The sequence below is a fragment of the Mesorhizobium sp. M0698 genome, assembly GCF_040320455.1.
GTDB lineage: Bacteria > Pseudomonadota > Alphaproteobacteria > Rhizobiales > Rhizobiaceae > Mesorhizobium.
Genome location: NZ_JAMYPQ010000001.1, coordinates 851,842 through 872,177, shown reverse-complemented (window position 1 = coordinate 872,177; position 20,336 = coordinate 851,842). Strand labels below are relative to the sequence as shown.

21 protein-coding genes are annotated in these 20,336 nt (G+C 62.5%); 11 read left to right on the top strand and 10 right to left on the bottom strand.

Annotated elements, in window-relative coordinates:
* Positions 1–50 precede the first annotated feature (50 nt).
* Entirely contained in the window at positions 51–2,861 is a 2,811-nt protein-coding gene (gene gyrA / locus NKI16_RS04270) for a DNA gyrase subunit A (protein ID WP_023674872.1), read from the bottom strand.
* Positions 2,862–3,008: 147 nt separating this feature from the next.
* Complete coding sequence (locus NKI16_RS04265; protein ID WP_023674871.1) at positions 3,009–3,836, bottom strand: helix-turn-helix transcriptional regulator; 828 nt, start codon at positions 3,834–3,836, stop codon at positions 3,009–3,011.
* Positions 3,837–3,922: 86 nt separating this feature from the next.
* On the opposite strand from NKI16_RS04265, the gene NKI16_RS04260 reads away from it, so the two are divergent.
* Positions 3,923–4,453, top strand: coding sequence for a hypothetical protein (locus NKI16_RS04260; RefSeq protein ID WP_023674870.1), 531 nt, complete (start codon positions 3,923–3,925; stop codon positions 4,451–4,453).
* A 74-nt stretch (positions 4,454–4,527) separates the two neighbouring features.
* Positions 4,528–5,157: a MarC family protein gene (locus NKI16_RS04255; protein WP_023674869.1), complete on the top strand. Its 630-nt coding sequence runs from the start codon at positions 4,528–4,530 to the stop codon at positions 5,155–5,157.
* An 8-nt stretch (positions 5,158–5,165) separates the two neighbouring features.
* On the opposite strand, the gene NKI16_RS04250 is transcribed toward NKI16_RS04255, so the two are convergent.
* Both NKI16_RS04250 and NKI16_RS04245 read right to left on the bottom strand, forming a co-directional pair.
* Entirely contained in the window at positions 5,166–5,591 is a 426-nt protein-coding gene (locus NKI16_RS04250) for an OsmC family protein (RefSeq protein ID WP_023674868.1), read from the bottom strand.
* 123 nt (positions 5,592–5,714) lie between these two features.
* Complete coding sequence (locus NKI16_RS04245) at positions 5,715–6,227, bottom strand: single-stranded DNA-binding protein (RefSeq protein ID WP_023674867.1); 513 nt, start codon at positions 6,225–6,227, stop codon at positions 5,715–5,717.
* Positions 6,228–6,435: 208 nt separating this feature from the next.
* Between NKI16_RS04245 and NKI16_RS04240 the strand changes: the two genes are divergently transcribed.
* From NKI16_RS04240 to NKI16_RS04200, 9 genes are all read left to right on the top strand, one after another.
* Complete coding sequence (locus NKI16_RS04240) at positions 6,436–6,825, top strand: cupin domain-containing protein (protein WP_023674866.1); 390 nt, start codon at positions 6,436–6,438, stop codon at positions 6,823–6,825.
* Positions 6,826–6,907: 82 nt separating this feature from the next.
* Positions 6,908–7,222: an ArsR/SmtB family transcription factor gene (locus tag NKI16_RS04235; protein ID WP_023674865.1), complete on the top strand. Its 315-nt coding sequence runs from the start codon at positions 6,908–6,910 to the stop codon at positions 7,220–7,222.
* The gene (locus tag NKI16_RS04230; RefSeq protein ID WP_023674864.1) at positions 7,219–7,743 is read left to right on the top strand and encodes an SRPBCC family protein; all 525 of its coding nucleotides are present in this window, start codon (positions 7,219–7,221) and stop codon (positions 7,741–7,743) included. Before NKI16_RS04235 ends, NKI16_RS04230 begins: the two co-directional genes overlap by 4 nt.
* Positions 7,744–7,769: 26 nt before the next feature.
* Positions 7,770–8,375 (top strand): ATP-dependent Clp protease proteolytic subunit, encoded by a 606-nt coding sequence (locus tag NKI16_RS04225; protein ID WP_023674863.1) that lies wholly within the window; start codon positions 7,770–7,772, stop codon positions 8,373–8,375.
* On the top strand, positions 8,372–8,770 hold the full coding sequence (locus NKI16_RS04220; protein WP_352622607.1) for a hypothetical protein: 399 nt from the start codon (positions 8,372–8,374) through the stop codon (positions 8,768–8,770). The genes NKI16_RS04225 and NKI16_RS04220 overlap by 4 nt, the downstream gene beginning before the upstream one ends.
* 696 nt (positions 8,771–9,466) lie before the next feature.
* Positions 9,467–12,388 (top strand): excinuclease ABC subunit UvrA, encoded by a 2,922-nt coding sequence (gene uvrA, locus NKI16_RS04215; RefSeq protein WP_352622609.1) that lies wholly within the window; start codon positions 9,467–9,469, stop codon positions 12,386–12,388.
* On the top strand, positions 12,388–12,798 hold the full coding sequence (locus tag NKI16_RS04210) for a DUF302 domain-containing protein (protein WP_352782848.1): 411 nt from the start codon (positions 12,388–12,390) through the stop codon (positions 12,796–12,798). Before uvrA ends, NKI16_RS04210 begins: the two co-directional genes overlap by 1 nt.
* The gene (locus NKI16_RS04205; protein ID WP_352568740.1) at positions 12,795–13,265 is read left to right on the top strand and encodes a GNAT family N-acetyltransferase; all 471 of its coding nucleotides are present in this window, start codon (positions 12,795–12,797) and stop codon (positions 13,263–13,265) included. Before NKI16_RS04210 ends, NKI16_RS04205 begins: the two co-directional genes overlap by 4 nt.
* A gap of 28 nt (positions 13,266–13,293) precedes the next feature.
* Positions 13,294–14,100, top strand: a complete 807-nt coding sequence (locus NKI16_RS04200; RefSeq protein ID WP_352575000.1) for a DUF72 domain-containing protein — start codon at positions 13,294–13,296, stop codon at positions 14,098–14,100.
* 46 nt (positions 14,101–14,146) lie between these two features.
* Here NKI16_RS04200 and NKI16_RS04195 read toward each other — a convergent pair whose 3' ends face one another.
* From NKI16_RS04195 to urtA, 6 genes are all read right to left on the bottom strand, one after another.
* Positions 14,147–14,347, bottom strand: coding sequence for a hypothetical protein (locus NKI16_RS04195; protein WP_023674857.1), 201 nt, complete (start codon positions 14,345–14,347; stop codon positions 14,147–14,149).
* A gap of 212 nt (positions 14,348–14,559) precedes the next feature.
* On the bottom strand, positions 14,560–15,255 hold the full coding sequence (gene urtE / locus NKI16_RS04190; protein WP_126041867.1) for an urea ABC transporter ATP-binding subunit UrtE: 696 nt from the start codon (positions 15,253–15,255) through the stop codon (positions 14,560–14,562).
* A gap of 70 nt (positions 15,256–15,325) precedes the next feature.
* On the bottom strand, positions 15,326–16,072 hold the full coding sequence (gene urtD, locus NKI16_RS04185) for an urea ABC transporter ATP-binding protein UrtD (RefSeq protein ID WP_023674855.1): 747 nt from the start codon (positions 16,070–16,072) through the stop codon (positions 15,326–15,328).
* A 7-nt stretch (positions 16,073–16,079) separates the two neighbouring features.
* On the bottom strand, positions 16,080–17,312 hold the full coding sequence (urtC, locus tag NKI16_RS04180; protein ID WP_352622614.1) for an urea ABC transporter permease subunit UrtC: 1,233 nt from the start codon (positions 17,310–17,312) through the stop codon (positions 16,080–16,082).
* Complete coding sequence (gene urtB, locus NKI16_RS04175) at positions 17,309–18,925, bottom strand: urea ABC transporter permease subunit UrtB (protein WP_352622616.1); 1,617 nt, start codon at positions 18,923–18,925, stop codon at positions 17,309–17,311. The genes urtC and urtB overlap by 4 nt, the downstream gene beginning before the upstream one ends.
* A gap of 100 nt (positions 18,926–19,025) precedes the next feature.
* Positions 19,026–20,336: an urea ABC transporter substrate-binding protein gene (gene urtA, locus NKI16_RS04170; RefSeq protein ID WP_023674852.1), complete on the bottom strand. Its 1,311-nt coding sequence runs from the start codon at positions 20,334–20,336 to the stop codon at positions 19,026–19,028.

The following is a 20,336-nucleotide window of genomic DNA, read 5'->3' as shown; positions in this document are numbered from 1 at the left end:
TGGGGTGTCTTCACACGCCGGCCCATAGGGCTGGCGCCGTCGTGGCAAACTCACTCGACGGTAGTATCAGGCTCACCACCTTCGGCATCGGTGGAAGCGCCACCTTCAGCATCGACACTCTCTTCGATCTCCTCGTCGGCTTGCGGTTCTGAAATCCGCTCCACCGAAACGACCTTCTCGCCCTCTGCGGTATTGAAGATAGTAACGCCCTTGGTGGCGCGGCTGGCGAAACGAATGCCGTTGACCGGGACGCGGATGACGGTGCCGCCATCCGAAACCAGCATGATCTGATCGTCATTGCCGACCGGGAAGGTCGCCACCAGGCGGCCGATTTCGGCCGTTTTCGAGACGTCGGTGGCGCGAATACCCTTGCCACCACGGCCAGTCAGGCGGAAATCGTAGGACGATGAACGCTTGCCGTAGCCATATTCCGTCACCGTCAACACGAACTGCTCGTGCGCCTTGAGGAACTCATAGCGGTCGTCGGAAAGCTCCGCCTCTTCGCCGACCTCTTCATTGGTGAGCTGGATTTCTTCCTCCTCGCCGGCCGCGATGTCAGCAGCGAGCCGGCGTTCGGCCACCACCCGCTTGAGGTAGGCGGCACGTTCCGCCGGCGGCGCATCGACATGCTCGATCACCGCCATCGAGATCACCCGGTCGCCATCGGCCATCGCAATGCCGCGCACGCCGACCGAATTGCGGCTCTGGAAGACGCGTACGTCGCTGACCGGAAAGCGGATGCACTGGCCGGAACTTGCCGTCAAAAGCACGTCATCATTGTCGGTGCAGGTCTCGACGCCGAGGATCTCGTCGCCCTCCTCGTCCAGCTTCATGGCGATCTTGCCGTTGCGGTTGACCTGGACGAAGTCCGACAGCTTGTTGCGACGCACGGTGCCGCGCGTGGTGGCAAACATGACGTCGAGCTCGCCCCAACTCGTCTCATCCTCCGGCAGCGGCATGATCGTGGTGATGCGCTCGCCCTGTTCGAGCGGCAGCATATTGATCAGCGCCTTGCCGCGCGATTGCGGGTTGCCGATCGGCAGGCGCCAGACCTTTTCCTTGTAGACGATGCCGCGCGAGGAGAAGAACAGCACCGGCGTGTGCGTGTTGGCGACGAACAGCCGGGTGACGAAATCCTCTTCCTTGGTCGACATGCCGGAGCGGCCCTTGCCGCCGCGGCGCTGCGCCCGGTAGAGCGATAGCGGCACGCGCTTGATGTAGCCGGAATGGCTGACCGTGACGACCATGTCCTCGCGCTGGATCAGGTCCTCGTCTTCCATGTCCGCCCCGCCCTCGGCGAGCTCGGTACGGCGCGGCGTGCCGAACTCGTCGCGCACGGCGATGAGCTCGTCCTTGACGATCTGCTGGACGCGGGCGCGGGACGAGAGGATGTCCAGGTAGTCCTTGATCTCGTCGCCGATCGTGTTCAGCTCGTCGGCGATCTCGTCGCGGCCGAGCGCGGTCAGGCGCTGCAGGCGCAATTCGAGGATGGCGCGCGCCTGCTCCTCGGAGAGATTGTAGGTGCCATCCTCGTTGATGCGATGGCGCGGGTCGTCGATCAGAAGAATCAGCGATTCCACGTCGCCCGAAGGCCAGCGCCGCTCCATCAACTGCTCGCGCGCCGTCTGCGGGTCCGGAGCGCTGCGGATCAGCTTGATGACTTCATCGATGTTGGCAACAGCGATGGCAAGGCCGACCAGCACATGGGCGCGGTCGCGCGCCTTGCGCAGCAGGAATTTTGTGCGCCGGCTGATCACCTCCTCACGGAAGGCGACGAACGCCTTCAGCATGTCGGTCAGAGTCAGCAATTCCGGCTTGCCGCCGTTCAGTGCCACCATGTTGGCACCGAAGGACGTCTGCAGCGGGGTGAAGCGGTAAAGCTGGTTGAGAATGACATCGGCGACGGCGTCGCGCTTCAGTTCGATGACGACGCGATAACCCTGGCGGTCGCTCTCGTCGCGAATGTCGGAAATGCCCTCGATGCGCTTGTCGCGCACCAGCTCGGCCATCTTCTCGATCATCGACGCCTTGTTCACCTGATAGGGAACCTCGGTGATGACGATCGATTCACGATCGTTGCCGCGCGCCTCGACGTTGACGCGGCCGCGCATGACGATGGAGCCGCGGCCGGTCGAATAGGCGCTGTAGATGCCGGAACGGCCAAGCACGATGCCGCCCGTCGGGAAATCCGGTCCCGGAATGATCTCCATCAGCGCCGGAAGGTCGATCGCCGGATTATCGATGAGGGCAATGGCGCCGTTGCAGACCTCGCCCAGATTGTGCGGCGGGATGTTGGTGGCCATGCCGACGGCGATACCGCCGGAGCCGTTGACCAATAGGTTCGGGAAGCGCGCCGGCAGGACTTTCGGTTCGCTGCCGGACGCATCGTAAGTGTCCTGGAAATCGACTGTGTCCTTGTCGATGTCTTCCAGCAACTCATGCGCGACCTTGGTCAGCCGCGATTCCGTGTAGCGCATCGCCGCCGGCGGATCGCCGTCGATCGAGCCGAAATTGCCCTGCCCGTCGATCAGCGGCACGCGCAGCGACCAATCCTGCGCCATGCGCACCAAAGCGTCGTAGATCGAGGCGTCGCCATGCGGATGGTATTTACCCATCACGTCGGCGACCGGGCGTGCCGATTTCACATATTTGCGGTTCCAGTGATAGCCGCTCTCATAGGCGGCGTAGAGAATGCGGCGATGCACCGGCTTGAGGCCATCGCGCACGTCCGGCAGTGCGCGGCTGACGATCACGCTCATGGCGTAATCGAGATAGGAGCGCTGCATCTCCTCGATGATGGATATCGGCTCGATGCCGGTGGGGCCGCCGTCGGCGCCGCGCGGTGTCTTTTGGTCGGTCAAATCGGATCACAATCTAATCAGGAATCACTTGGTGCTTATATAGGAAGCCAGCCTGAAACTCCAACAATCGCGGCAGTTTTCCAGTGTGGTTTTTAGCGGCAAATTCAAAAGGATAAACCAATTGCGACGATATGGCCGTGCACCCTTTCACGGGCGTCGCCGGCGGGCGCGATAAGTACCCGGCGCCTCGCCCATCAGCCGCCGGAAACGGCGATTGAAGGTTGATAGATCGTTGAATCCCGCCGAAAAGGCAATCGCCGAAATCGTCTGATCCGACGTCCGCAGCCGCACGGCTGCCCTGTGCAGCCGCGCTCTCAGCAGGAATTGGTAGGGCGTCATACCGGCAACGTGCCGGAAGGTGCGCAGGAAATGGTAAGGGCTGGTGGCGGTCTCGTCGGCGAGTTCGGCAAGCGAGATCGGCCGGTCGGCATCGACTTCGATGCGCCGCACCGCTTCGGCGACACGCTTCTGGTCACGGCGGCTCGGCGTCCGTCCCCGATCCGTAGCGCTGCAAGCCGCTGTTACCGCGGCACCGGCAATGCGCAGGGCGAGTTCCTCGAACGCGCCGGCGTCGGCCATCTCGCGCGCCGCCTCCGCTTCGGCAAGCAGCGGCACCAGCGCCGGCAAGGGCGGCAGGCGCGGCGTGCCGAAATCGAGCGTCTTCGCGCCCGGCACGTCGGCGACGATCCGCTCCATATAGGCCGGTCCGAAATGGAAGGAGAGGCAACGGTCGCCGGCGCCATGCTCGTGGCCGCATTCGTAGCATGTGCCGGGATTGCCGAGCAGGAGCGCGCCCGGCGCCAGCATCGCCGTGCCCTCGCGCGCACGATAGCGGAAGGTGCCGTTGGTTACGGCGGCAACGCAGAAATCCCGATGCTCCTCCTCGAATGGCCTGTCGGCGGCGCTGGCGGTGCAGATGACATCCGACACCTGCCAGCCTCGGCCCGACGCCAGCCTGTGCGCGCTCGTCGTCATCGCCGAAACATAGCAACTTTTCCCAAGCACAGAACCCCTGTCGGCCTCTATGCTTGCCGGTCTCCTGACAAGATGAGAGCGAAGCCATGTCCAATTCCTTTGCCAAGGCCCTGCACAGCGATGGGCCCGTACCGGCCCTTGCCGAGAAACTGAATCTTTATGGCCGCTTCGTCGGCGCCTGGACGTTCGACGCCACGCGCCATCTCGAGGACGGTCAGGTGCTGACCGGGCGCGGCGAAGTGCATTTCGGCTGGGCGCTCGAAGGCCGCGCGATCCAGGACGTATGGATCCTACCTGCCCGTGACGCCGGCCCCTCGCCCTCGCTCGGCAAATGGACCTTCTATGGCACAACGTTGCGCGTCTACGATCCCGGCGTTGACGCCTGGCACATCTTCTGGAGCGATCCGCGCAATCAGTACTACAGCCGCCAGCTCGGCCGTGCCGAGGGCGACACCATCATCCAGCAAGGCGCAGACGGCACCGGATCTGCTGTGCGCTGGAGCTTTTCGCGCATCACCGAAAATTCGTTCCGCTGGCTGGGCGAACGCTCACAGGACGACGGCGCCACCTGGCGTCTCGAAGTCGAGTTTCTGGCGCGCCGGGCCGTCAGCCCCTGATCCGCACGGTTTCCACTGGCTCCGCTTTGCTCTACCAATCCCGTTATCCGGCTTTGCCGGCGGGGAGGGTCAGCATGCCGAGCTTCGACAGCCTGTTCAACGCCTTCGTCACCATACTGGTGACGATCGATCCGCCCGGCCTGGCGCCGCTCTTCCTCGCCGTGACCCGCGGCATGAACCGCGAGGAGCGCAACCAGGTCTCCGTGCGCGCCTCGGTCATCGCCTTCCTGGTAATGGCGTTGTTCGCAATCGCCGGCGCGTCGATCCTGTCAGTCTTCGGCATCACTCTGCCGGCCTTCCGCGTCGCCGGCGGCTTTCTGCTGTTCTTCATCGCCTTCGAAATGGTGTTCGAGCGCCGGCAGGACCGCAAGGAGAAGATCGGCGACGTCGCCATCACCAGGGACATGATCCACAACATCGCCGCCTTTCCGCTGGCGATCCCGCTTATTGCCGGTCCCGGCGCGATTTCGGCGACCGTCCTGCTCTCAAGCTCGTTTCAGGGTTTGGGCGCGCAGACAGCCCTTGTCGGCATCATCGCCATCTGCCTCGTCATCACCTACCTGGTGTTCGTGCTGTCAGAGCGCATCGACCGTATCCTCGGCCAAACCGGCCGTTCGATCCTGACAAGGCTGCTCGGCGTCATCCTGGCGGCGCTCGCCGTGCAGTTCGTCGCCGACGGCATCAAGGCGCTGATGGCGACGTAGGAACAGCCCTACTTCGCTGTCGTTTCAATGACTTCGAAGTCGTGGGTAATCTCGGCAGTCTTGGCCATCATTGCCGAGGCCGAGCAGTATTTCTCGATCGAAAGCCCGATCGCCCGCTTCACCTTGTCGTGTGATAGCGCCCGGCCCTTGACGACAAAATGCATGTGAATGCGGGTGAACACCCTGGGATCGGCTTCTGCACGGTCGGCATCGAGTTCGACCACGCAATCTTCGACCGCCTCGCGCCCCTTTTCGAGGATATGGACCACGTCATAGGCCGAGCAGCCGCCAGTGCCGATCAGCACCAGTTCCATTGGGCTCGGCCCCGGCGTCTTGCCCTCCGGCCCGAACGCAGTGCCTAGCACCAGCTTGTGCCCATTGGCGGACTCGCCAACGAAAGTGCGCTCCTCGACCCATTTGACCCTTGCCTTCACCTGATACGTCCTTTCACCGCTCAAACGCACAACGTCCCGAAAATCCAAGACAGATTTTCGGGACGCCATTTCGTGGCCAAGGTGCCGGCGCTTTTCGCCGCAAGGGCAGTCCGCCCCGGGAAATCAGAACGGGATTTCGTCGTCCAGCTCGCGCGACGAACCACCGCCGCCGCCCTTGTTGGCGCCACCGCGATTGAAACTTTCGCCCGGGCCGGACTGGCCGAAATCGGAACCGCGGCTCGCACCACCACCGGCATAGTTGCCGACCTGGCCGCCGCCCTCGCCCCGCGCATCGAGCATCTGCAGCTCGCCGCGGAATTTCTGCAACACGACTTCGGTCGTATAGCGGTCATTGCCGGTCTGGTCCTGCCATTTGCGCGTCTGCAGCTGGCCCTCGACATAGACCTTCATGCCCTTCTTCAGATACTGCTCGGCCACCTTGGCGATCTGGTCGTTGAAGATCACGACATTGTGCCACTCGGTCTTTTCCTTGCGCTCTCCGGATGTCTTGTCGCGCCAGCTTTCCGACGTCGCGATGCGGATGTTGACGACCGGGTCACCCGAATTCAAGCGGCGGATTTCAGGGTCCGCCCCGAGGTTGCCCACCAGAATGACCTTGTTGACGCTACCCGCCATGATACTTCTCCGCGCTCATCCGAAACCGAATTTTTGTCGCCGCACCTTACAGGCTATGGACAATCCCTGCCTGCCGTCGCTGCCTTTTCCCACAAGGTTTTTGTTCTCTTTTCGTTCTATAGGAGAGGCCCTGCACTGTCAATAGTTGTCAGTAAGAAGTAGTGTCTTGGCGTCGAATTTCCACAGACCATGGGATCGAGGCGAACGCATGAAGATGGTTGCGCATGACGATCAGCCGCAAGAAGAATGGCGGACGGGAGTAAAGACCCGCATGCATGTCTCGGCCTGCAACGGCGCAACTCAACTTTGCATATTCGAACAATGGGTCGAACCCGCGGTTGGCGCCCCGACACATTGGCACCCGGTCGAGGAAGTGCTTACCGTCATCGCTGGCAGGGCCGAGATGTGGATCGACGAAGAGCATCTCGTCTTGACTGCCGGACAGTCGCTTGTTGTTGCCGCGCACAGGCAACATGGCTTCCGAAACGTCGGCTCCGAATTGCTTCATATTCATGCTGTGCTCGCGTCACCAGTTTTCGAGGCGACGTTCAACGGATCCCCCGACATGGTGAGACGCTGGCTTCCAGCGAGTTTGTAAAACCTCGCCTGTCTTAAAAAACACCGCCTGTCTTAAAAAACACGGCTTGCCAAACCGATAAGTATTGACTTATGCTTTCGGCATGATCGAAGCAGACATTTTTCGGGCACTAGCGGATCCAACGCGTCGCGCCGTCTATGAGCGGCTCGCCGACGGCGAGATGACGGTGTCGGAACTGCGCACTGGCATACCGGTATCGCAGCCGGCGGTATCGCAACATCTCGCAGTGCTGCGCGGCGCCGGCCTCGTGGTCGAGCGCCGGGCCGGTCGCAACGCCTATTACCGCATCGATCCGAAGGGGCTTGCGCCACTGCTCGGCTGGATCGAACGCTACCGTGCGTTCTGGCCAGAGCGCATCGAAAGGCTCAAGACGGTTTTGAAGGACATGGACCAATGACCAGCCGAGGCAAAGAACGCGCCGAAATGGCCGCAGACAAGATCGAGTTCGAGTGCGAGCTGCCCGAGCCGCCGGAAAAGGTGTGGCGGGCGCTGACGGTGCCGGACCTGCTCGCGGCCTGGATGATGCCGAACGACATCAAGCCCGAAATCGGCAACCGCTTTGCCTTTAAAGCGCCGAATGCGCCGATCGAGTGCGAAATCCTCGACGCGGATCCCGGACGGCTGCTGCGCTATTCCTGGCGGGAGCGGCCGGCGCCCGGCGATACGCAGGTGCCGCCCGGCAGTCCCCTGGACAGCGCAATGAACGACAGCCCAGTGGACAGCATCGTCACCTTTACGCTCGACCGCACCGTTTCCGGCGGCACGCATCTGCGCATCGTCCATGATGGTTTTGCTCGGGCAGCAGTGCCGGAGATCGCGATGCCAGGCGCCGGTTGCCGGCTTTCCTTTGAAGCGCGCACTCCCAGGCACAAGCAGATCGCCGCAAACACCCCGCGCCTCTTCCTGCGCGCGGCCTGAACGACAACAGTCAACGGAGACAACCGATGAGCGGCCTTGCCAATCTGGTGCCGATGGTGATCGAGCAGTCGAGCCGCGGCGAACGTGCCTTCGACATATTTTCGCGGCTGCTGCGCGAGCGCATTATCTTCATCAACGGGGCGATCGACGACGGCACCTCGGCGCTGGTCTGCGCCCAGCTTCTGTCGTTGGAATCCGACAATCCCGACAAGGAGGTCTCGCTTTATATCAACTCGCCGGGCGGCGTGGTGACCAGCGGTTTCGCGATCTACGATACGATGCAGTATATCAGCTGCCCGGTCTCCACGGTTTGTATGGGCTTCGCCGCCTCGATGGCCTCGTTCCTTTTGATGGCCGGCACACCGGGGCGGCGCATCGCGCTACCCAACACCAGCATCGTGCTGCATCAGCCTCTCGGCGGTTTCCAGGGCCAAGCCTCCGATATCCAGCGCCATGCCGAGGGCATCCTTCGCACCAAGCGGCGCATGACCGATCTTTACGCCCGCCATTGCGGCCGCACCTACGAAGAAGTGGAACGCACGCTCGACCGCGACTTTTTCATGACCGCGCAGGAGGCCAAGGATTGGGGCCTCGTCGACCATGTTTTCGACACTCGCAAGCAGGCCGCATGATCGAGCCGGGCCGGCGGACGGGACTGAGGCGATTGAGCGCCCGCAATTTCAGCGCCATCGGTCTGGTCTTGCCGCTATCGCGGCACTATAGTCCGGCGATGACCGCCAGCCGCTCATCCAGCCTGTTATGCCTTGCCATCGCTACCGTAGCCGGCACGAACATGCTGGTGGGTATGGCACTTGCCCAAGATAATTCGACGTCTTCGCAAAAGGGCGCCCTGCCCGGTGTGACCAGCGATTATCGCATCGCCGAGCCAGCGCCGCAGCCTGAGCCTGACGACGTGGCTCCAGGCAGCGGCAACGGCACCTTCAAGATTGGCGATACCGACGTTCGGATTTCCGGCAGCATCACCATCGATGTCGCTACCGGCGGGATCAGGCCCTCCAGCCGCTAAGTTCGCCTAGTGTGAACCACAAATATTGCGCTTCAAACGAACAGCCCCGCCATTGCTTTTGCAACTGACGGGGCTTCTTGGATCTGAAATCCAAATTGCCGGGAGTGTACTGCCGGCTTTTTATTTCGGATGCTTCGCGGCGTTCAGCCGACGATCCGACTAGCAGTCTCTGATTTTATGGGGATCAGCAGGTCCGTTTGGCGGGCAGCGAAAACGCCTGACCCTGGCCACTTATACCTGCCGCGGCTCCAGCGACACGTGGAGCCTCAAGGAACAATCCGGTGGAGTCATGCCTCTGCTCTCCTTCTGTTCGTTGCGACTGTCGTCGTCGAAGCGCTCATCGCATAACCCGCGGCGTCTCGCAGGCTAGCCCCAGGCCGCGAGGCCATCGAAAGACGGCCGGCTTCGTTGACGTCTGGAGTCTGCCCCCACGGTGCAGGGACGTCAACCTTGAATAGCCGATTACCGAAAAATGTGATCGCGAGACGTTTTGGGAAGCCGGCCCCACGGGCAGCTTTTGTCAGGAGCGTGTTCGGCCTTTGTTCTTTCCGCTTGCCCGTTCGCGCGAAAGGCGGTTAAACGCTTTGGTCGAGAGTTGTGGCGTCTCTCGAAAAGGCGGCGAAATTGCCTACATAGGGGGTGGTCGGGAAAACCCGCCCATCCCACGAATTCCAGATTCTGAGGCGGCGACCGGCGATGGCCGACCATAAATATCTCTCCATTCGCGGGGCACGCGAACACAATCTGAAGAATGTCGATCTCGATCTGCCGCGTGACAGCCTGATCGTCATGACCGGCCTGTCGGGGTCCGGCAAGTCGTCGCTTGCCTTCGACACCATCTATGCCGAGGGCCAGCGCCGCTATGTCGAGAGCCTTTCGGCCTATGCGCGGCAATTCCTCGAAATGATGCAGAAGCCGGACGTCGACCAGATCGACGGCCTGTCGCCGGCCATCTCCATCGAGCAGAAGACCACCTCGAAGAACCCGCGCTCGACGGTCGGCACCGTCACCGAGATCTACGATTATATGCGGCTTTTGTTCGCCCGCGTCGGCATCCCCTATTCGCCGGCCACCGGCCTGCCGATCGAGAGCCAGACGGTTTCGCAGATGGTCGACCGGGTGCTTGCGATCGAGGAAGGAACTCGGCTGTTCATCCTGGCGCCGATGGTGCGCGGCCGCAAAGGCGAGTACCGCAAGGAACTGCTTGAGCTGCAGAAGAAAGGTTTTCAGCGCGTCAAGGTCGACGGCGTCTTCTACGAGATCGCCGACGTGCCGGCGCTGGACAAGAAGTACAAGCATGACATCGACGTTGTCGTCGACCGCATCGTCGTGCGCGGCGATTTGGCGACGCGGCTCGCCGATTCCATCGAGACCGCGCTGAAGCTGGCCGACGGGCTGGCGGTGGCGGAATTTGCCGACAAGCCGCTCGACGCCAGCCAGACCGGCGAGGATTCGGTCAACAAATCGAAGAACGAGACGCATGAACGCATGCTGTTCTCGGAAAAGTTCGCCTGCCCGGTATCCGGCTTCACCATTCCCGAGATCGAGCCCAGGCTATTCTCCTTCAACAATCCGTTCGGCGCCTGCCCGACATGCGACGGGCTCGGCAGCCAACGCGCCATTGATGCCAGCCTGGTCGTGCCCGACGAGAATGTCTCGCTGCGCGCCGGCGCCGTCAGCCCTTGGGCGAAGTCGAGCTCGCCCTACTATGCGCAGACGCTGGAAGCGCTGGGCGTTGCCTATGGCTTCAAGCTCGGCGACAAGTTCAAGGATTTGAGCGAGGAGGCAAAGCAAGCCGTCCTGCACGGCACCGGCGAGCGCGAAATCACCTTCCATTACGATGACGGCCTGCGCTCCTACAAGACGACGAAAACCTTCGAGGGCGTCATCCCCAACCTCGAGCGCCGCTGGAAGGAAACGGAATCCGCCTGGATGCGCGAGGAGATCGAGCGCTTCATGTCGGCCACGCCCTGCCCGGCCTGCCGCGGCTATCGGCTGAAGCCCGAGGCGCTCGCGGTCAAGATCGCCGGCAAGCACATTGGCGAGGTCACCGAGCTGTCCATCCGCAAGGCCGACCAGTGGTTCACCGATCTGCCCGCTTCGCTCAACGACAAGCAGAACGAGATTGCGGTGCGCGTGCTCAAGGAAATCCGCGAGCGGCTGCGCTTCCTCAACGATGTCGGTCTCGACTATCTGACGCTGTCGCGCAACTCCGGCACGCTTTCAGGCGGTGAGAGCCAGCGCATCCGTCTTGCCTCGCAGATCGGCTCCGGCCTGACCGGCGTACTTTACGTGCTGGACGAGCCGTCGATCGGTCTGCACCAGCGCGACAATGCCCGCCTGCTCGACACGCTGAAGCATCTGCGCGACATCGGCAATACGGTCATCGTCGTCGAGCATGACGAGGACGCCATCCTGCACGCCGACTATGTCGTCGATATCGGCCCGGCAGCCGGCATTCATGGCGGCCACATCATCGCCCAGGGCACGCCGCAGCAGATCATGGCGACGCCCGCTTCGATCACCGGTAAATATCTGTCGGGCGAGCTCGAAGTGGCGACGCCGGCTGTGCGGCGTGAGGCCAAGAAGAACCGCCGGCTGAAGGTCGTCGGCGCGCGCGGCAACAACCTGAAGAACGTCACCGCCGAAATCCCGCTCGGCACGTTTACCGCCGTCACCGGCGTATCCGGCGGCGGCAAGTCGACCTTCCTGATCGAGACCCTGTTCAAGGCGGCGTCGCGCCGCATCATGGGCTCGCGCGAGCATCCGGCCGAGCATGACCGAATCGAGGGGCTGGAATTCCTCGACAAGGTCATAGATATCGACCAGTCGCCGATCGGGCGCACCCCGCGCTCCAACCCTGCAACCTATACCGGCGCCTTCACGCCGATCCGCGACTGGTTCGCCGGCCTGCCGGAGGCCAAGGCACGCGGCTACCAGCCGGGCCGCTTCTCGTTCAACGTCAAGGGCGGCCGCTGCGAGGCCTGCCAGGGCGACGGCGTCATCAAAATCGAGATGCACTTCCTGCCCGACGTCTACGTCACCTGCGACGTCTGCCACGGCAAGCGCTACAACCGCGAGACGCTCGACGTCCTGTTCAAGGGCAAATCAATCGCCGACGTTCTCGACATGACGGTCGAGGAAGGCGTCGATTTCTTCGCCGCCGTGCCCGGTGTGCGCGACAAGCTGGAGACGCTGAAACGGGTCGGCCTCGGCTACATCCATGTTGGCCAGCAGGCAACGACTTTGTCAGGCGGCGAGGCGCAGCGCATCAAGCTTGCCAAGGAACTGTCGCGCAAGGCGACCGGCAAGACGCTCTACATTCTCGATGAGCCAACCACCGGCCTGCATTTCCACGACGTCGCCAAGCTGCTTGAAGTGCTGCACGAGCTGGTCGACCAGGGCAACACGGTCGTTGTCATCGAGCACAATCTAGAGGTGATCAAGACCGCTGACTGGGTGCTCGATCTTGGCCCCGAAGGTGGTGACGGCGGCGGCGAGCTGGTAGCGTCCGGCACGCCTGAGGACATCGTTGGCGAAAAACGCAGCTATACCGGGCAGTTCCTGAGGGAATTGCTGGAGCGGCGCCCCGGAGGCAAGCGCGAAGCGGCGGAGTGATGGCAAAGAACGGTCTCATCACGGTCCAAAGCCGCTTCGGCGTGGCCGAGACGATCGATCGCCTGGTCGGGACTGTGGAACGTGCAGGATTGCTGGTCTTCGCCCGCATTGACCACGCCGCCGGTGCGCGCAGTGTCGAAGCTTCTCTGCGTCCGACCCAGCTTCTGATTTTTGGCAACCCGAAAGGCGGCACGCCGCTGATGCAGGACCGGCAGCTTGCCGGCATCGATCTGCCGGTCAAGGCACTGGCTTGGGAGGATAAGCAAGGCAAGGTCTGGCTCTCCTACAATGACGCGCACTGGCTCGCTGAGCGCCACGGCTTGGGCGACGCCAGTCGCAATGCCGTCGCCGCGATAGCGGCCAGCATGGACAAGGTGATTGCGGCCGCTGCCGGCGCGGGCCAGTTTTGATCATGAGAGCCGCTCGGGCCGATGATCTCCCCACGGTGATCTCGCTCACCACCGACGCCTACGCGCCCTACACTGCCCTGTTCGGAGCGCCGCCGATCCCCGTCACCGAGGACTATGCGCCGCGCATAGAACGCGGCGAGGTCTGGCTTTCGGAGCAGGACGGACAGCCGGCCGGCTTGATCGTTCTCGAACGACATGCGGACCATACAATGATCTTCAGCGTCGCCGTTGCGCCCGCCTTTCAGGGCAAGGGTTTCGGCATCGGGCTGCTCGACTGGGCCGAGCAACAGACGCGCTTGTGGAGCTTGCCTGAAATCCGACTCTACACCAATGCCAGAATGGAACGGAACGTTTCGTTGTATAAGGCCTACGGCTTTCGCGAAACGGGTCGCCGGCCCAATCCATATCGGCCAGGATGGACGATCGTCGACATGGCGAAAGCCGTCGAGACGACCGCCATCGCGTGATCCTTTTCTGCAAACCGGGAGGACGACCATGACTCAATCAGGAACAATCCGCGCCGGCATGGGCGGCTGGACCTTCGAGCCGTGGGACACGTCCTTCTACCCGGACAAATTGTCGAAGGCCAAGCAACTGCATTATGCCAGCCGGCAGGTGCCCACTATCGAGGTCAACGGCACCTATTATTCGAGCTTCAAGGAGCCGACCTTCGTCAAATGGGCCAACGAGGCGCCGGATGGTTTCGTCTATTCGCTGAAGGGCAACCGCTTCGTCACCAACCGCCGCGTGCTCGGCGAGGCCGGGGAATCGATCATGCGCTTCCTCGGGTCGGGCGTCGCGGCACTTGGCGACAAGCTCGGGCCGATCCTGTGGCAGTTCGCGCCGACCAAGAAATTCGACCCGGACGATTTCGAGGCCTTCCTCAAGCTGTTGCCGGAAAAGCAGGACGGCGTTGCGCTGCGCCATGCGGTCGAGGTGCGCAACGACAGCTTCGTCGTGCCGGAGTTCGCCGCCTTGGCGCGAAAGCACAAGGCCGCCATCGTCTATGCCGACCACGCCAAATATCCGGGGATTGCCGACGTCACCGGCGATTTCATCTATGCGCGGCTGCAGACCGGCAGCGACGACAATCCCGATTGCTACACGCCAAAGGCGCTCGATGAATGGGCGGCGCGCGCAAAAACCTGGGCGGAAGGCAAGGTGCCGGCCGACCTGCCGCGTGTCGCTCCTTCAACCGACGCGCCGGTCAAGCCACGCGACGTGTTCGTCTACTTCATCACCGAGGGCAAGGTCCGCGCTCCATTCGGCGCCATCGCGCTGATGAAGCGGGTCGCAGGCTGACGCCCCCGCTGTCGGTGGTCTGCCTGGCCGGGTCCTCAATTACCGGCTATGCGGCGCGCTCGTCCGGACGCCGATCAACCCTGACAATCTCGTTGAAAGCATCGAGATCGACATAGAAGACCTTGGTGATCTCCGCGATGAGTTCGTCGTGGTCATACCCCTGCGATTTCAGAATGTTGATGGCTGTCAGGATATCGACGCGCTCCGTGAGCCGTCGTTTCTGGTAGTCCTCGACATAGCGCTCCATTGACTGGCCCTGGCTCCCAAGCACCCGAAATGTTGGACGACAACAGATCGCTGGAAGGGCTTGCGCGCAAGCGTGCCGACGCGGGCCGCGCCTTCCCCTGATCTGCCAAGTTGAAACTGGTACGGAAAGCGGCCGACTCACCAAGGCCAAGCAAAATCTAGCACGCAATCTGCAGCGCGCCAGAGTTGCAAAGTAACGGAATCAATAAGAATTCAGACAGTCAGGAATTTGCGGACGTCCGCCCGGTCGAGATCCTCGGCGGGGCCGGTATGGACGATCTGACCGCGGTCCATGATGTTGACCTCGTCGGCCAATTCCCGGCAGAAGTCGAGATATTGTTCGACCAGAAGCACGGCGATACCGGCCTGGTCGCGCAGATAGCGGATGGCGCGGCCGATGTCCTTGATGATCGACGGCTGGATGCCTTCGGTCGGCTCGTCGAGCACCAGCAGCTTCGGCCGCATCACCAGCGCCCTGCCGATGGCAAGCTGCTGCTGCTGGCCGCCGGAAAGATCGCCGCCGCGGCGCGCGAGCATCTGCTTCAGCACCGGAAACAATTCGAAGACGTGACCGGGAATGTTGCGATCGGCGCGCTTCAACGGCGCAAAACCCGATTCGAGGTTTTCCCGCACCGTAAGCAGCGGAAATATCTCCCTGCCCTGCGGCACGAATGCGATGCCCGACCGGGCGCGATCATACGCCGCGCTCCGGTCGAGCGCCTTCCCCTCGAAGGCAACGCTTCCGCTCGTCAGCCGGTGATGGCCGACGATCGATCTCATCAAACTGGTCTTGCCGACGCCGTTGCGGCCGAGCACGCAGGTGATCTTGCCGGCGCCGGCCTTCAGCGAGACGCCGCGCAGCGCCTGGGCAGCCCCGTAGTGCAGCGTGGCATTGGAGACTTCGAGCATGGTCAGCGTTTTCTCCAACGCGTGAAGAACGAAAGGTCGAAATGATGGAACGGAACGCGCCAGACCATGTTCATCTCCCCAGATAGACTTCGACGACGCGCTCGTCGGCCGAAACGAAGTCGAGACTGCCCTCGGAAAGCACCGAGCCTTCGTGCAGGCAGGTGACCTTGACGCCGAGCTCGCGCACGAAATGCATGTCGTGCTCGACGACGATGACAGAATGGTCGCGCGCGATGTCCCTGAGCAGCCGCGCGGTTTCCTCGGTCTCGGCGTCGGTCATGCCGGCAACCGGTTCGTCGACCAGCAGCAGCTTCGGATCCTGCGCCAGAAGCATGCCGATCTCGAGCCATTGCTTTTGGCCGTGGCTCAGATTGGCGGCGAGTTCGTCACGCTTGTCGCCAAGCCGAATGATGCCGAGGATGTCGTCGATCTGCCGCACGTCCGCGGCCGAGCGACGATGGAACAGTGCCGGGAAGATCGAGCGCGGGCCTTTCAGCGCCAGCATCAGATTGTCCTCGATCGTGTGGCTTTCGAAGACGGTCGGCTTCTGGAATTTACGGCCGATGCCCATCATGGCGATTTCGGCCTCGTCGTGTTTGGTCAGGTCGACCTCACCGTTGAAGAAAACTTCACCCGCGTCGGGCCGCGTCTTGCCGGTGACGATGTCCATCATCGTCGTCTTTCCGGCGCCGTTGGGGCCGATGATCGCCCGCATCTCGCCCTTGTCGAGCACCAGCGAAAGGTTGTTGATGGCGCGAAACCCGTCGAAGGAAACCGACACGCCGTCGAGATAGAGGATGGTGTTGCTCTTCGACATCAGGCCATCACTCCGCCGGCTGCGGTTCGGCGCCGGAGGCCGACCAGTCGCCCGGCCTTCTCGCCGCCGAGCGGTCGGTTTTCGGCGGCACCGGCGCATCGGGATCGATGCCGACTTCCTCGGCAACCGAGGCCGCCCGCAGCGCCTTGGCGTTGCCGCGCCAGGAATCCCACATGCCGATGATGCCCTTGGGCAGGAACAGCGTGACGGCGACAAACAGTCCGCCCAGCGCAAACAGCCAGAATTCAGGCAGCACGCCGGTGAACCAGGATTTACCGGCATTGACCAGAAGCGCGCCGATGATCGGCCCGACGATGGTGCCGCGCCCGCCGACGGCCGCCCACACCACCACCTCGATCGAATTGGACGGCTCGAATTCGCCAGGGTTGATGATGCCGACCTGCGGCACGTAAAGCGCACCGGCGATGCCGGCCATCACCGCCGACAGGGTGAATGCGAACAGTTTGACGTTCTCCGCCCGCCAGCCGAGGAAGCGTGTGCGGCTTTCGGCGTCGCGCACCGCCATCAAAAGCTTGCCGTACTTGGAACCGACGATTGCCCAGGTGACGAAGACGGCAAACGCCAGCATGACGGCGCTGGCCGCGAACAGCGCCGACCGCGTCATGTCGGCCTGCACGTTGAACCCTAGAATGTCCTTGAAATCGGTCAGGCCGTTGTTGCCGCCGAAACCCATGTCGTTGCGGAAAAACGCAAGCAGCAGCGCATAGGTCATCGCCTGGGTGATGATCGACAGGTAGACGCCGGTGACGCGGCTGCGGAAGGCAAACCAGCCGAAGACGAAGGCGAGCAGGCCGGGCACCGCAAGCACCATGATCGCGGCAAACCAGAAATGGTCGAAACCATACCAGAACCATGGCAATTCCTTGTAGTTAAGGAACACCATGAAATCCGGCAGCAGCGGATTGCCGTAGACGCCTCGCGAGCCGATCTGGCGCATCAGATACATGCCCATCGCATAACCGCCGAGCGCGAAGAAGGCGCCGTGGCCGAGCGAGAGGATGCCGCAATAGCCCCAGACGAGATCGAGCGCCAAGGCGAGCAGCGCGTAGCAGAGGTATTTGCCGGTGAGCGCAACGATATAGGACGGCACGTAAAACGCACTTGTCGGCGAGACCGCAAGATTGAGCAGCGGCACAATGATGGCGACCGCCAGCAGGATGAAGATGGTGATGGCGACACGGCGGTCGGCGCCGGCGGCAAAGAAGCGTCCCGTGATCATGCTTCCACCGACCTGCCCTTGAGCGCAAACAAGCCGCGCGGGCGTTTCTGGATGAACAGGATGATCAGCACCAGAACGACGATCTTGCCGAGCACTGCTCCGGCATAAGGTTCGAGGAACTTGTTGACGATGCCGAGCGAGAAAGCGCCGACCAGCGTGCCCCAAAGATTGCCGACACCGCCGAAAACGACGACCATGAAGCTGTCGATGATGTAGCCGCGGCCGAGATTGGGCGAGACGTTGTCGATCTGGCTGAGCGCGACACCGGCGATGCCGGCAATGCCGGAGCCGAGTGCAAACGTTAGCGCATCGACCCAAGGCGTCCTGATGCCCATCGAGGCGGCCATGCGGCGATTGGCGGTGACGGCACGCATCTGCAGCCCCCAAGGCGTGCGTTTCATCACGTAGAGCAGCACCGCGAACACGCCGAGCGCGAATACCAGGATCCAGAGCCGGTTCCAGGTCACGGCAAGCTGGCCGATATTGAACGAGCCGGACATCCAGGACGGGTTGCCGACCTCCTGGTTGGTCGGCCCGAAGATGGTGCGTACGGCCTGCTGCAGGATCAGCGACACACCCCATGTCGCCAGCAGCGTCTCCAGCGGCCGTCCATAGAGGAAGCGGATCAGCCCGCGCTCGATGACAAGGCCGACGAGCGCCGCCACCAGGAAGGCTAGCGGCAGGGCGATGACCAGCGACCAGTCGAACAGACCGGGAAAGGAATTACGGATAACCTCCTGCACGACGAAGGTCGTGTAGGCGCCGAGCATGACCATCTCGCCATGCGCCATGTTGATGACGCCCATGACGCCGAAAGTGATGGCAAGGCCAATCGCCGCCAGCAGCAGCACCGATCCAAGCGATATGCCGTACCAGATATTCTGGCCGGCATCCCACAGCGCCAGCGTCGAATTGATGTTGGCGATCGCAGCCGTCGCCGCGTCTTTCACCGCACCTTCGGAACTGGCCTCGACCGACGTGAGCAGCGACACCGCATCGCGGTCGCTGCGCGCACCGATGAGCGCGATTGCCGCCAGTTTGTCGGCCTCCGGCCTGTCGGAAACGAGAACCGACGCGGCGCGGGCCTGTTCTAGCAGCGCCTTGACGCTTGCCACGCTCTCATTGGCGATGGCGGTGTCGAGCGGCTCGATGTTTGCCGCGTCGGGCGTTTTGAACATGGTGTCGGCGGCGGCAATGCGCACGGCCGGATCCTTTGAGCCAAGCGTCAGCGTGCCCAATGCATCGCGAATGACGCGGCGCAGCGTGTTGTTGACCTTGATCTTGGTGATGTCGGCCTTGGCAGCTTCGCCCGATCTTTCGCCGGTAAGCGCATCGAGCAGCTCGATGCCGTCGCCGCTCTCCTTACCGACAAAGACCAGTGAATCGGCCTTGCGCACGTAAAGGCTGCCCTCCGCAAGCGCGGCAAGCGGCCGTTCTACGGCCGGATCGCCGGAAGCCGCAAGCTCCCGCACCACGGCTTCTATCGCCGGAAAATTGGCGGCGGTGGCGAATTTGGCGATGACCACGCGCAGATCTGCTTCGCTGGCGTTCGACGGCAGCAGCGTCCCCTGGAGAAGGAGCAGCATCAGGCCAATCGCGCGGATCAGGATCATTGGTTTCTGGTGGCTCTTGAAGATTGAATGTCGCCTCCGGGCAGGCTGGAGGAGGAGCCTGCCCGGAGGCTTGCGGGTCTGGGAGGACAGACCGGGAGGATCAGTTGGTTCCCTTGCCGCCGCATTTGCCGGTGGCAACGTTGAAGTTGCCGCAGGACAGAGGCGCGCGCCAATCGGAGATCAGGTCCTTGGAGTCAGGCAGATAGTCGGACCACTCGTCGCCCATCACCAGGCCCGGCGTCTGCGAGACGGTTTCGAACTGGCCGTCGGCCTGGATTTCGCCGATCAGCACCGGCTTGGTGATGTGATGGTTCGGCATCATCGTCGAATAACCGCCGGTCAGGTTCGGCACCGAGACGCCGACCATGGCGTCGATGACCTTGTCCGGATCGGTGGTGCCGGCCTTCTCGACCGCCTTCACCCACATGTTGAAGCCGATATAATGGGCTTCCATCGGGTCGTTGGTGGTGCGCTTGTCGTTCTTGATGAATTTGTGCCAGTCGGCGATGAACTTCGCGTTCTCGGGCGTGTCGACGCTCTCAAAATAATTCCAGGCGGCGAGATGGCCGACCAGCGGCGCGGTGTCGAGACCGGCAAGCTCTTCCTCACCAACCGAGAAGGCCATGACCGGAATGTCCTCGGCCTTGATGCCCTGGTTGCCGAGTTCCTTGTAGAACGGCACATTGGCGTCACCGTTGACGGTCGAGACGACGGCGGTCTTCTTGCCGGCCGAACCGAATTTCTTGATCGCCGAGACTTCGGTCTGCCAGTCGGAGAAGCCGAACGGCGTGTAGTTGACCATGATGTCTTCGGCGGCAACGCCTTTCGCCTTCAGGTAGGCTTCGAGGATCTTGTTGGTGGTGCGCGGGTAGACGTAGTCGGTGCCTTCGAGCACCCAGCGCTTCACCGAACCGCCATCCTCGCTCATCAGATAATCGACGGCCGGAATGGCCTGCTGGTTCGGCGCCGCACCGGTGTAGAACACGTTGCGCTCGCTTTCCTCGCCTTCGTACTGGACGGGGTAGAACAGGATGTTGTCGAGCTCGCTGAACACCGGCAGCACCGATTTGCGCGACACCGAGGTCCAGCAGCCGAACACCGCGGCGACCTTGTCCTTCGAGATCAGCTCGCGCGCTTTTTCTGCGAACAGCGGCCAGTTGGAAGCCGGATCGACGACCACCGCCTCGAGCTTCTTGCCGAGCAGGCCGCCCTTGGCATTCTGCTCTTCGATGAGCATCAGCATGGCGTCCTTCAGCGTCGTCTCCGAGATCGCCATGGTTCCCGACAGCGAATGGAGGATGCCGACCTTGATGGTGTCGTCGGCCGCCCTGGCGGGAATGCTCATCAGCAGGCCGGCGGTGACCACGCCGGCCGAAAACATTTTTGTTATTGTCGAGAAACTGCCCCTCAT